This is a genomic window from Myxococcus sp. CA033 (genome assembly GCF_013336625.1).
GTDB lineage: Bacteria > Myxococcota > Myxococcia > Myxococcales > Myxococcaceae > Myxococcus > Myxococcus llanfairpwllgwyngyllgogerychwyrndrobwllllantysiliogogogochensis.
The window spans coordinates 207,030-220,172 of record NZ_JABUMU010000002.1 but is presented as its reverse complement, the minus strand read 5'-3'; the positions used below and the strand labels follow the sequence as shown (position 1 = coordinate 220,172).

Here is a 13,143-nt window from a genome sequence, read left to right as displayed (position 1 = left end):
GAAGTCGTCTCGCGAGACGGGTGGCTGTAGGCCGAGCCCGGCCGGCTCTTGCCGGTGAGTGGCTCAGCGGGTGCCGGGTGCGTTCGCGGAGTCCACGTGTTCTGCAATGGACGCGCCGAAGACTCCTGGAGGAGCCTGTCCACGTCGCAGGCGAGCAGTCCGTCCACGAGACGGGACCTGCATCCAGCCTGCGTGGGATGGCTGAATCGGCCGCGCGATGGGGCCGAGATGACCTGGGGTGGACCTTCCAGGATTTCGGGGTCCTCAGCGGCTCCCGAAGCTGGAAGGGGTAACGAAGCCTATTCGAGAGATGGAATGAGCACGGACGATGAGGGGCGAGGGGGCTCGCTCAATTGCTCGTAACGATGGAGTCCTTGCTTGCCCTGGGCGGTGGCTCGGTGTGGGCGCGAACTCACACGAAGGTCAGCGTCGCTCGTCTGGGGAGAGCTGTTCATGACGGTCATCGCGATGCCCGCAAGCCGTCACGGGAGCCCCCTATGTCAGGGAGTCAGTGCGAGGTATTCGCGTGCGAAAGCCTCTGTGTTCCCTTGGACGCCCAAGGCAAGGGCCTCGTGAAGGAGCGCCGCGCACGAACGCGCATCGTCGTGCGGGATTCGTTCACCGGGGGCGAGCCTGTTCAGATTGAGCAGGATGACCAGGATGCGTACCGCAGTCTCCCTCAGTCCTGACTCTTCGTGGGTGCAGAGACTGGGGAGTGCTCTCGCAAGACGTACCCGGTCCCAATGCCGCATCGTGAATGCCATCGCGAGCGCATTCACAAGTTGGCGAGTTGACCCGTCACGTTGCTCGACGATGCTCATCACGAAGTCGAAGCCCTCGGCCTTCAGCGAGGTGAACTCACGCTCGACTGGCTCAGGAAGGCTGCCAGCCCTTGCCAGTTCCGCCTTGAGTCGTCGCCAGGGGCTCTTGGGGGTGTTCATGGCGGAACCTGGATGTACTTGTCAGGCCACGTGCCGTTCTCGGGTGCCCGCGGCTCCCGTCAGCGTAGCAGGAGCGGCTCGAGGAGCGCACCCAGTTCGTCGTCCGTCAGGTCCCCTCGAAGCATCAACTCCACACCCGCGCGGGAGAGCCGTGCCATGAAGTTCGGGCTGGAGCCCACCGCTGCATGGACCGCCGTACGGACGCCAAGTGCACCTCCGATGAGGCGCCCCATGGCCGCCACTTCGAGCGCCTCCATGATAGCGTGAGTGTATTCCTGGGGCAGCCCCAGCTTGGGCGATTCGGGAGAGCCCGCGAGCGTCGCGTCCCAAGCAGCACCCTCGACCTGGGTCCATGGCACCTCGAGACGGAGCTCGGGATGCTCCTTTCCAAAGGTCCCCGACAGCCCGATGAGCCCATACTCCGAGAAGGGGCCTCTAGGGACGAGCGCTTCGATGCCGACGGCGTGGATCCGAGGCACCGTCGGCCCTGCGGACAACACCCGGCTGACCACACCTGATGCATCCATCGGAGTCGAGTGGTATTCCCTGAGCCAGACGTGCGCGCGGCCGAAGCGGCCCAATTCAAGGGTCCTCATGGAATCTCTCAGAACGCGCGCCATGCCGAGTTGAAGAGGCCTAGTTTGGCCGTGATGACTTCCGGATGGTACACGCTGAATGGCGAAACCCCAGCGATGCCATCGGGCCGTCGGGGGAGTGGCTGTCCGGGCCGGGCCCGTAACAGGTCCTCGCTGCTCCTGACTCTGGGATCGGCACAAGCCTGATCTGGAACCGTGGCCTGTGCCCTTCCCGACGAGGAGGAGGAGGCCCCGCGCCCCGGAAGACCGCGAGCCCATATCAGCTACCCCCGAGCCGATCTTTCATCCGGCATGGTTATCGAATCGTGTTCGCCTCCTCTTCATTGTGCAGGTCGAAGACGGTGCCCTTGCCATGCTTCTCCTCGAGAAGCATGAAGGCCTCGTCACCGTCGGTTGCCATCACGGTTACCCGCAGACCCGGCTCCGTCTGAGCGCTGCCCCCGAGCTGGATGATTGCTCGGTACTCTTTCAATTTCGTTTTGGTCATGTCGTGTCAACTTGAAGGATGCGAGGCAGACATCACAATAGCAACTGGTCCTCGCTGATGGACTTGAGTTCCGAGAAGCGAAGGCCCTTGTAGATGAGCTTGCCCGCGACGCGTGCCGCCGCCTCGGGGAGGTCGCTGAGTTGCACGGGGGCCGTGGGTGCGGCGGTGAGCCGATAGGGGCCGCCGTGGAATGACGAATCGAAGGCGTAGAGCCCTCGCGCGGCCATCTGCTGCCAAGGGTCTCCCGGTTCGGAGAGTTGGCCAGGTTCGGGTACCGGCGCCGTGCTCGGCGCCATGGACCGGATGACGGAAATCGCCTGGTCGTGTGCGTCGACATCCTGGAGGAACGCGTCCGGCGCGTAGCCTCCGCCAGCGGTACTGAAGAAGCCCACGAACCCGTCCTGGTCGCAGGCCAGCCAGTCATATTCAAATCCCTGAATGGAATCCTGGGTCTCTTGGCTCATGGGGTTCTCTTGGCGGGCATCGGCCATGAAGGTGCTTCCCAGTATCGCCTTTCTAGAGCGCGTAGCGGACCGCGTACTCGTGGCGAAGAGTGCCTCGATACCAGACATCAAGAGATTTGAAGACTTGAGTCGGCTCACCTGTCCGCTGGTCGAACCATGCGAAGCGCCCGTCGATAGGATGAAAGGCGGAGAGACCAAGACCGACATGGAAGACGACCCAGCCGGGGGCAAGCCCGGCCTGTCGATAGCTGGAAGTGACGCTTTCGATGTCGTCGCCAGTCGCCGGATCGCCAACGGGAGAAAGAAACGTCTCCGTTTCGAACGCCTCTCCTCCTCCCGTCGACGACCAGAATCGCAGCAAGTCCGTGGGGACACTCCCGTATCTCCTCGCCCAGCGGAGGAGAGTGTCTTCGGTGAGGGGCTTCCTCCAGCGGAACAGCATGGGCTGTTCCACGGCATCTGCCTCGATGGCGCTGGTGGGATGCAAGGAACTCCTCCCAGAGGCTGACCTGAGCCTGCGACCAGCATACGCCCACGTGAATCCAGAGGAGGGGCGTTCTTCGTCCTGGCACCACCCCTGTGGAGGTCGACCCCGACGGCGCGACAGGCGCGGCCCCCGATGCGCGCCTGCACTTCGCTCACGAGCGTCGCTGACAGGGTTTCAGCGCATTCCTCCAGGCTCGAAGCGGGTGAGGAACACCTTGAACTGCAAGGAGACGAAGATGGGGCGCGGAGCCACCAGTGAGGTTCGTGCGAGCATCGCGAACATGGCCTCATCGGACTCGATGGGGCGGATCTCCGTCATGCGCTTGCGCCGATGCTCCAGCGCCTCGGAGGGGATTCCATGGGCCCGGAGCCGCCGGAACTCCACGTTCGTCAGCTCGGGATCATTGCCGACGCGGCAACCCACGACGAAGGGGGCGCCGGGCTTGAGTCTCCGGGTCACTTCGCGCAGCAGCTCCAGGCGGGCTTCCTCACCCTCCACATGGTGCAACACCCCCATCATCTGCGCGCCGTCGAAGAGTGGGCCGGGGGGCAGGGTTCGCAGCTCACCCACGTGAAGGTGCGTCCGAGAAAGCAGGCCCTCGGCCTCCAGGCGCTTACGGGCGACGTCGAGCATGGCCTCGGACGGGTCCACGCCGGTGAAGCGCCAGCCGGGAACATCGAAGCGCAGATAGGGCATCAGCTCCGTGCCCGTACCCATGCCCACGAACAGCAGGGAGGCAGCCTCCTGCCCGTCGAGCTGTGCGGTCAGCGCGCTGACACCGAGCTCATACATGGCCTGGGCGCCGGCGAGGTTGATGGCGGCCTGGGTGTCGTAGTGCGCGGCGCGGTCGGCGCCGAAGCCCGGCACGATGTGGTGGGCGGAGTGAGTGAGGTGTTCATGGGCCATGACGTGTCCTCGATGGGCCCGCTGAAGGCGGGCGATTGTTCGAGGATGCGCGTCGGCAGGCCAGTCCGGTAGGGCGGGGATTCAGGCTGAATCGGCGGATTGTCTGGACGGTGCGGGCTCGTGGCCTTCATCCAGGGCTGGCTGCGTCCCAGAATCGGCGCCAGTGCTCACGTCTTCCCACGGAGGGGCGACCGGGGAAAGGCATGGGAGGATGCCCATTGTGCCTACCCCGAGGAGGAGGGCCCGCGACCTGGAAGATCGCGAGCCCAGCCTCAGCTACTCCAAGCCGAACATTCAGCCGGCAGGGTTATCGAATCGTGCTCGCATCCTCTTCATTGTGCAGGTCGAAGACGGTGCCGTCGCCATACTTCTCCTCGAGAAGCGTGTAAGCTTCGTCACCGTCAGTTGCCATCACGGTGACCTGCAGACCCGGCTGAGTCTGAGCGGGGCCCTCGAGCAGGATGATTGCTCGGTACTCTCTCAAGTTCTTTTCGGTCATGTCGTGTCTACTTGAAGGGTGCGAGGCAGATATCACTATAGCAGAAGCCGCCGACGATGGTTCCCTCGCCTCGGAGAATGTTCGTGATTTCGTCGGGCGTCATCTTGGTGATGTCATGGATTTTCACGTTGGGGTTCTTTCTCCAACGAAGTTTGTCATCTCTGAGAAAATTTGGCGCCGGAGTGATTCTGCCCCCGCGTGAGCCGTGAGCCCCCGAGAGAATGTGTACATCTCCCTTGGTGAGGGCGTCATTCACGTGCGGGGCGAAATGGAACTGGATGATCTCCCCATTGGAGGTCCAGACCTCTCCACCTGCCGCGTTCTTGGTCATGGAGAAGGAGCCACTGGGCGGGGGGGCTCGAGTCCCGAAGGCTCGAGCAACATCGTCCACCACGCCACGAACTTTCGTGACGGGGGCTCTGAGCACGGATGCAACGCCGCCTCCCGATTCGAGGATGGAAAAGATGCTGGCGCCAGAGGCGAGTGTGTAGAAGGCCGTCTTCCCCGCGCCGACGACGCAGCCGCCTGTTTCTCCGTTGCCGCAGGCTGACTTGGTTTGGAGATAGCTCTCTCCCGCCGTCACGAACGGGATGAACTCGTTGACGGCGTAGCTGACCGCGGCGAGCTTGCTGACAGGCTCGTAGCGCTCATACGACGTCGCGGCCGCGACCATGCTGTCGAGCTGGCCCTTGGCCAGGGACCTGCCGACATGGCACCCGAGGGACAAGCCACACGGGAACTGGTCGTAGGCGGCCCCTATCTTCCCCGCGGCGGTCGTCATCAGCGACGTCAGGCTGGCCTTGGACTCGCCAGAGCTCTGCCCGATGTCATTCGTGTGGTGGGCATCCGGCTGCGCCTTCGCGTCATCCAGACTCTCCACGCTGGGGACACGGAGGTCGACCGAGGGCAGGAACGGCGTGGCCCCCGGTGCGGACTCGTGCCGCAGCAGTGATTCCGCCACCAGGTTCGGTCCCGGCACATACCCACCGCCCGAGCTGCCTCCCCACTGACCCACCAGCGTTCCACCGTAGGGCGTGTACCCGCTGGGGTCCGTGTAGCGAATCGGGTTGTTCAACACATAGGAGTACGCGTTGTACGCCTGCACCGAGCCCGCATCCGCGATGACGGGGTCCGCGCTGATGAATCGCATCAACCGCGGGTCGTAGATGCGCCCGCGCATGTTGATGAGACCCAGCTCCTCATCCTGCTCATGCCCGGTGAAGCCCCGCTTCGCGCCGCTGTAGCTCGCGCTGGAGGCTTGCAACAGGTTGGTCGCGTCTCGTCGTCCGCCGTAGGGCTCGAACTTGATGCGCTCCACCACCGCGCCCGCGGCGTTGGTGACAGTGTCCGGACTGCCCTGCTTGTCGTTGAGGAAGTACCGGGCGCTCTCCGTGCTCGACCCCTCGTCCCACGACAGCTCTCCGATGATGCCCTCGGGGCTGGGGATGCTGAGCACGTGCGTCGTCGTCAGACCCTGCTTGCGTCGCTGGTAGAGGCCGCCGACATAGAGCACTTCCTCCAGGCCGTCGCTCTTCTGCTTGCGCACGCGCGTTCCGGACGCGTCGTAGTCGAAGCGGACCGTCTTGCCCCCCTGGGTGATGGACTCCGGCAAATCGAAGGGCGTGTACGTGACGGTCCGGACCTCGTTGTTCGAAACGTCGCGCGAGGCCGTCTGGTTGCCCCGGTGGTCGTACTCGTAGGTGAGCGAGTCCGCTCCGAACTGCGCCCGTTTGACGGCGTGCGGTCCACCCGTCGCGCCCAGGGTGTAGTTCAGCGTGGACGTCGGCTCCCAGCCGGTGACAGGGGAGCGGCTGAGCAGGTTGCCGAGCGCGTCGTACTGGAACTGGACGTCCAGCGTCTGGCAGTTCTGCTGGACCTTCCAGCGCTCCAACCGGTCCAACGCGTCGTAGGTGAACTTCTCCGTCGCGCCGACCATGAGGTCGTGCCGGGCGGAGAGGTTGTGATTGTCCGTGTACTCGTAGGCGAGTCGCTGGACGTTGGTGCCACTGCGCTTCGCGTCCAGGAACCGCAGACGACCCATGGTGTCGTAGCGGAAGTCGCGCACCACCCCACTGCCATAGCGCGCCTGCGTCAGCCGCCCCCCGCTGTCTCGCGCGAGCGCCGACCAGTAGCTGGTGATGGAGTTCGTCCGGTAGATGCTCGAGAGGTCGCCTCGCGAGGTGTACGAGTAGCCAATCGACACCGGCTGCCCGTTGAACATGACGGGGTAGGTGAGCCGGCTCACCCGTCCGTAGGCGTCGTACTGCCGGCTCATCACCTGCGTGCCGCCAGCGACTTCCTGCGACGTGTTCGTCTCGCGGCCGAAGTCGTCATAGACATGGTTCGTGATGACGACGCCCGCGGGGTTGCCGGTGGGCGTACGCGTCGCACGCGACAGGCGCCGGATGGCACCCGGGCCCTGGTCATAGAGATAGGACAGGCTCTCCTTCTCGTTCGTGGCCGTGCGGACCCGGCCGAGCACGTCCCGCTCGTACGACGTGGTGATGAGGCCGGGCATGCCCACGGGGCCGTCAGCGTCGCTCTTCACCTCGCCAAACGCGTTGTAGAGGAAGGTCCGCGTCCCCGCGTTCGGGTCCACCGTCCGCTCGAGCCGACCGAAGCCATCATAGAAGTTCGCGCTGCGATGGCCCTGCGGGTCATCCGTGAACTCCAGCCGACCGAAGGGACCATACCCATACGTCATGGTCGCCTCCTTCGACGTCCCCACCGCCTCGGTCGACCGCACCATCAGCCCGCGGAAGTCGAGCAGCGTCTTCCTCGCCTGGTTGATGGCGTCCGTCACCACCGTCTGGGTGGAGTAGGGCGCGGGCACCGTGTACGCGATGCGCTCCAGGAGCTTTCCGGAAGGCCCCGTCGTCCCGTCCCCGAAGCGGCGCGCCGTGACGCGGCCGAGGGGGTCGTACTCGTAGGACTCCCACGTCGGCTGCTCGGTGCTGGTGCGAGGCGCCTCGGACTTCTGCACACGCCCCTGGACGTCATAGGTGACGCTGGAGGTCACCGGCTGTCCATCGAAGCGGGCTCCCTGGGTTGCCACGGGCCGGCCCAGCGTGTCGAAGCGGGTGATGGTTTCATCCACCGTCCCCGTGTCCGTCGCCACCTGGGTGCGGTGCTGCGGCAACGGGCCATTCCATTCGTAGTACGTGCGAACGATGGACTGGTCCGCCGGCGCCACGGAGGGCCCCATGTACAGCGGCGTCACCACGCGCGGGCGGCCGAAGCCGTCGTACTGGTAGCGCGTATTCACGCCGTTCGGGTCCGCTGTCTGCGCGAGCACGCCCATGCCAGGGTGGTACAGGTATCGCCATGTTGCCCCTCCCTCGTCGGTGGACGTGGCCACCTGCGTCTGGTCGACGGTGTCGTACGTCACCGACTCCGCACGCTCCGTCTCACGGCCCTGCTGGACGACTCGCTGGACCAGGCCCCGCTCGTTCCGCTCGAAGCGTGTCTTCAGGTACGTCTCGGACGTCGTCGGAGTCACGACCTCCTCGAAACGCGAGGGCTCCAGCTCCGTGCTTTCGACCTGCCCCTTCGTGCCGTAGGTGACCTGCTGCGTCCGGGTGTTCGCCGCGTCCGCGGGGCCAGTGCAGCCGACCTCCAGTGCCCTGGAGCAAGACTGCCACGCGCTGGAGACAGTCCACACTCCGGTGGGCAGCCACGTCGTGGAGTCAAACCCCCGCCCCGTGGTGACGACCTTCACCTGCTCGGTCTTGTCCGCGCTGTGCGTGAGGGTCGTGCTGTAGACAGGGTTGCCCTTGTCGTCGAGCTCCGTGAGCGACTCCCTCTCGGACACCACCGTTTCGGCACCACCCTTGAACTCGCGCACCGTCTCCACGACGCGACGGGCGTACTGCTGCCAGATGGTGGAGTGGGTCGCCGGAGTCAGGGCGTAGGTCCAGGTCCGCTTCGTCTGGAGCTTCGTGTTGGCATCCAGGGCGACCTCGGTCGTTTCCTCCTGTGGGAAGTGCGCCAGGGGCGCCGAGGCCTTGCGGTCCAGCGTGCTGTCCACCGAGTGCCGGTTGTTGTACGTCGTCGTCGTGCGCGCGCCCGTCACCTCGTCCACGACGATGCGCTGACCGAAGCCCAGCCAGCCCAGGCCCCGGGTATCGGAGAGGCCATCCCGGTAGAGATAGCGCCAGCTCCGCACCTGCTCGTCATTCGAGTTGAGCGACATGCGTGAGACGACGCGCATCGACTCGGAGGCCAGGCGCAGCCACGGCTTCGTCTCGGTCTCCACGTAGCTCCTGGCGTAGAACGCCTCGGGCGGCGTGACGGCTCCGTGCGGATTGCCCTGCGAGAGCGGGGCGTACTCGAAGGAGTAGCTCAGGCCGGAGAAGCCCAGGTAGCTGGCGAGCTGGATGTTCCCGTGCACCTTCTTGAGCACGTCGGTCGCCTTGATGCGACGCGCGACACGAAGGTTGTTCCCCTGGCGAAACGTGAAGTCGAGCAGGCCATCGTTGTTGGTGTCGATGACCTGCGCCCACTCCTTGTTGTCGCCGCTCGGGACAATCGACAGGTTCTCATGGGTGGTGAAGTCGCCCTGCGGACCGGCGAGCAGCAACTGCACAGGGCTGCCGTTCTTGAAGATGGCGAAGTCCACCCGGCCATCCCCGTCGAAGTCGCCATGCTCCGTCTTGGCGCCGAACAGCATCGTGGCGACATTGCCAGGCATGACGGTCTCCCGGACCTCGGTGAAACCCTTGCCCGTGTTGAACTGGACCCGGAGCTTGATGGCCGGGTCGGAGATGCTCGTCACCCCCAGCGCCACCGCGTCCCGCAGGCCGTCTCCGTTGACGTCGACGAAGTCGAACGTGGAGGCGTAGAGCGACGGAAAGAGGGCCGGCATCGTGAAGGGCGTGCGCACGGAGGTCGGGACGACCTTCAGCTCCGCCTCGTTGACGTTGGTCGTCGAGACCTCCCGGTAGGTGAGCGCATCCAGGAACGCGTTCCCATTGGGACCCACGCCCAGCATGCTCATCTTCCCGCTTCCATCCAGGTCCACCACGCGCATGCCGAGCCGGGCGGCCTGGAAGTAGCCCACCGGAGACATCTTGGTGATGCGGTTCTGCGCCGTCCTGTCGACGACGACGCGGCGCTTGGCGGTCACCGTCGTGTCGGAGTCCGCCGTCAGGTCGATTTCGTGCTGCCCCATCCATACGCGCTCGTTGCGGGCATCTCCGTCGACGTCGAGCCAGTACTGCGAGTTCGGCTCGGAGCCGACAACCTTCATTTCAGTGTCGCCGGCACGGGCATGGCCATAGAAGGGGACCGGGTGCTGGCCGAAATTGGACTTGTCCCACTTGCAAGACAGCGGCGTGACGGTGGAGCGGCCAAAGCCATCCCAGTCCGTCACGATGGGATACAGGTTGCGCTCATGGCGCTGCCCACAGAAGTCTCCCGGGTCGTTGCCTCCGAAGAAGAAGTCCCAGACATCATCGAGCCAGATGGTTCCCTCGATGTTGAAGTAGGGGTACCAGATGGAGCCGCCCGTGACGTCGGACGCCACCAGCGAGGGGGACGCGGCGTCCGGAAACTGCATCAGCCGCATCGTGTCCCTCCAGAGCTGCACCGTGAAGTCGGTGCTCATTCCGGAGGTCGGGTCAACCCAATCGAACTCGTCCTCGTCCATCTTGTCGGACCGCACGAAGTACGCGAGGCCCTGGCGTCCCGCGCCCAGGCCAAAGGCATTCAGGCCCGCGCCGGCGGCGGCGTCGCTCACGCCCTGGGCCGGCGGATACTCGAAGTCCCACGAACCCTGCTCCCACTCGAAGCGCACGGGCGTCTTGCAGATGTCCTTGCCGTCGCACTCCCGCAGCTCCGTCAGGAGGCTGCGCTTGCTGAGGGTTCCCAGGTAGTACTTCAGCTTGTAGGAGCGCAGCAGCACCTGCGAGAGGGTGGTCGCACCTGGGGCGAACCCGGGGCCCTTCATGTTGACGCGGGAGAGTCGGAAGTCGCGGCCGACCTTCACGCCCGCCAGATAGCCGGTGAAGACATCCGTCCGGGACTCATAGTCGAAGGTGACTTCGCGCTGACCCGGCTCGATGACACCCGAGGCGTCGCGGAACTGCGTGTAGACGATGCGCGAAGGGCGGTGCCATGCACCGGACGGAGCGCCGAGGGGCGCCTGGTCGTAGAACACCTCCATCCGGTTGCCGAAGCGGTCCTCGATGGAGGCGAGCGCCCAGGCGATGCGCACCGTGTTGTTGTTCACGGTCTGGATGGTCTCGTTGGGCCCCTGCTCGTATTGCGAATGGATGCCCTTGACGAGTGCGTCCTCGCGCGAGCCCGGCCCCTTGCCGTAGGTCCGGATGAGCCCATCGCGACCCCGAACCTCGAAGGTGTCAGGCGCGTGGAGGGTGGTTCCCTCCGGGATGCGGATGGAGGCGTACGTGTCGTGCTCCGTCTTGAAGGCCCGGGCGTCGGAACCGCCGGCCGGAACGAGCCGGACGCCGTCCAGGCACCAGGCCCTGCTGTAGCGGTTCTTCGCGGCCAGCCCCTCGTCCGGCATGAAGTCCACGGAGTGCAGCGCGTTGTCCCGTGCGAACGAGTTGGGGCACAGCGTGATTTGTGACAACCCCGCCAGGTTGAAGCCGGGGCCGAGGAGCCCGTCGCTGGCATTGCTGTCATAGACAATCGACAGCGAGGGCTGGAGGCCCGCGCGCCCCGGAGGAACCCAGAGCGGGAGCGACACGGTGGCCGAGCCGCTCGGTGTCACATCCGCCGTGAAGGCCGTGACTCCGGGCGCCTCCGTGCCGGGAAAGGCCGTGTCGAGAATCGTGTCGGAGCGCAGCTCGATGGGGACGTCCAGGAGCGCGCTTCGTGTCTGGGATGGTGGCTGCCCATCCTCGTCTCCAGAGGAGGAAGTCAGCGAGGGGCCGCAGCTGGTGAGCAACTGGGCGCCATAGAAGAACAGCGTGAGGTTCGCCGCGAACCGCTTGCGGCGTCCCGGCGGACGCGGGGATTCTGAATCGTGTCTCATGTGGGAATGACCGTGGTGCGTCGAAAGGGATTTACTGACAGAGGGACTGGTCGCAGACCCCGGACTCGTCCAGGGTGCCCGAGCAGTTGTTGTCGATGCCGTCGCAGACCTCGGCGGCGCCCGGCTTCATGTCGGCTCGCGTGTCGTCGCAATCGCCCGGTGCCCGGGAGGTGTCCGCGGGCTGGCGGCACGTGGTGGTCTCGCCCCAGCTCGTGCCGTAACCGTCGTGGTCCTGGTCCGGATAGAAGGTGAGCCACGCGGCGCTGTTGCTCGAGTCATCGGAGAAGCCGGTGCAGTCCTCATCGAGGCCATTGGCACACACTTCCGCCGTGGGCGCGCCCGGGGTGCAGGTGCCGTGCTCGCCCCACTCGCAGACCTGGACGGGCGGCTTTCCGTCATGGGTCTCCACCCACTCGCACAGCTCGCCACAGGCGGGGGCGGTTCGCCGGCAGGCGCCCTGGCCACAGCTGATGGGCGGGAGGTCATCCACCTGCCCATTGCAGTCGTTGTCTGACTTGTCGCAGATCTCCGGCTGGGATGGGCGTGGGATGCAGGTCTGCTCCGCGCCGTTGACGCACGCCTGGACGCTGGCGGCGCAGACGCCGAGGCCGCAGTGCTTCAACGCCCCGGGCTTCACGGCGTAGTTCGAGTCGTTGCAGTCCTGGCTGTTGGAGGAAGCGCCGCCCGGCACACTGCAGCCCGCGCCAATCGGAGCGCCGGCACCATAGCCGTCCGCGTCGTTGTCGCTGTAGTAGGTGAGCTGGACCCCGTCATCGATGGTGCCATTGCAGTTGTCGTCCACGTTGTTGCAGGTCTCTGCCTTGGCGACGCCCGGCGTGCAGGCGTTGTCACCCCACTCGCAGAACTCGACGGGCGGCTTGCCGTCCTGGACTACCACCCACTCGCAGATGTTGCCGCAGGCGGCGACGGTGCGCTGGCAGGCTCCCGTGCCGCAGGAGATGGGGGGAAGGTCATCCACCTGCCCGTTGCAGTTGTTATCGATGCGGTCGCAAATCTCGGCGGAGGCGGCATAGGGGACACAGGCCTGCTCCACGCCGTTGACACAGGCCTGGACGCTCCGTGCACAGGCTCCCTGGCCGCATGGCTTGATGGCCCCCGGCTTGATGGTGGAATTGCCGTCATTGCAGTCGGTGGCATCCGCGACGTAGCCCGCGGGGAGGCCACAGGAGTCGATCCAGTTTCCTGGTGCTCCGTAGCCATCTCCGTCCGCGTCCCTGTAGTAGCGACCGGCCTGCCAGATGGAGGCGTTTGCGTCATTGCAGTCGTTGTTGTTGAGGACCCAGCCATGGTCCAGACAGCCCTGCTGCGCGGCCCCGGTGCCGTGGCCGTCCCCATCCACGTCGCGATAGACGTTGCGCTTGACGCCCTCGTCTATCTGGCCGTCGCAGTCGTTGTCCTCCCCGTCGCAGATCTCCGCGACACATTCAGGGTCCGGCTCACAGTCGGGACATCCAGGTGGAGGCAGCAGGTTCGGCTCCTGCTGGGAGCTGATGGCGGAGCTCGCCGGGGCCGCGAAGACCGGGCCGACGGCGAGGGCCGTGAGCAATATCAATACAGACTGGCTGAGACGCCACGCGCGTGCGCGGGTCTCTGGAGGTCGAGACATGGTGGGCTTTCGTGGTGGACGACGAATGAACTCGCGACCAGGCATGCGAGTGCCATGCGGAGGGGGCGCGGTTCGACTCAGGGATGAAGGAGTGCCCCCCGCAACGCATACGGAGGCACGCGTTCAAGCTGGTCGTGAC

Annotated in this window: 9 protein-coding genes; all 9 read right to left on the bottom strand. The window is 65.5% G+C overall.

Features of this window, described 5'->3' with window-relative positions; genetic code table 11:
- Nucleotides 1–500: 500 nt before the first annotated feature.
- Entirely contained in the window at nt 501–941 is a 441-nt protein-coding gene (locus HUA78_RS06930) for a hypothetical protein (protein WP_174466185.1), read from the bottom strand.
- A 59-nt stretch (nt 942–1,000) separates the two neighbouring features.
- Nucleotides 1,001–1,537 carry a hypothetical protein gene (locus tag HUA78_RS06925; protein ID WP_174466186.1) on the bottom strand — a complete coding sequence of 179 codons (537 nt, stop codon included), beginning with the start codon at nt 1,535–1,537 and terminating at the stop codon, nt 1,001–1,003.
- A 295-nt stretch (nt 1,538–1,832) separates the two neighbouring features.
- Nucleotides 1,833–2,024 (bottom strand): hypothetical protein, encoded by a 192-nt coding sequence (locus HUA78_RS06920; RefSeq protein ID WP_174475920.1) that lies wholly within the window; start codon nt 2,022–2,024, stop codon nt 1,833–1,835.
- A gap of 32 nt (nt 2,025–2,056) precedes the next feature.
- Complete coding sequence (locus tag HUA78_RS06915) at nt 2,057–2,488, bottom strand: hypothetical protein (RefSeq protein WP_174466187.1); 432 nt, start codon at nt 2,486–2,488, stop codon at nt 2,057–2,059.
- Nucleotides 2,489–2,540: 52 nt separating this feature from the next.
- Entirely contained in the window at nt 2,541–2,975 is a 435-nt protein-coding gene (locus tag HUA78_RS06910; RefSeq protein WP_174475919.1) for an SMI1/KNR4 family protein, read from the bottom strand.
- Nucleotides 2,976–3,149: 174 nt separating this feature from the next.
- Nucleotides 3,150–3,881: a class I SAM-dependent methyltransferase gene (locus HUA78_RS06905; RefSeq protein WP_174466189.1), complete on the bottom strand. Its 732-nt coding sequence runs from the start codon at nt 3,879–3,881 to the stop codon at nt 3,150–3,152.
- A gap of 307 nt (nt 3,882–4,188) precedes the next feature.
- Nucleotides 4,189–4,380 carry a hypothetical protein gene (locus tag HUA78_RS06900; protein WP_174461015.1) on the bottom strand — a complete coding sequence of 64 codons (192 nt, stop codon included), beginning with the start codon at nt 4,378–4,380 and terminating at the stop codon, nt 4,189–4,191.
- Nucleotides 4,381–4,387: 7 nt separating this feature from the next.
- Entirely contained in the window at nt 4,388–11,377 is a 6,990-nt protein-coding gene (locus HUA78_RS06895; protein ID WP_174475918.1) for an RHS repeat-associated core domain-containing protein, read from the bottom strand.
- Between the two features lie 31 nt (nt 11,378–11,408).
- Entirely contained in the window at nt 11,409–13,004 is a 1,596-nt protein-coding gene (locus HUA78_RS06890) for a putative metal-binding motif-containing protein (protein ID WP_174475917.1), read from the bottom strand.
- Nucleotides 13,005–13,143 lie beyond the last annotated feature (139 nt).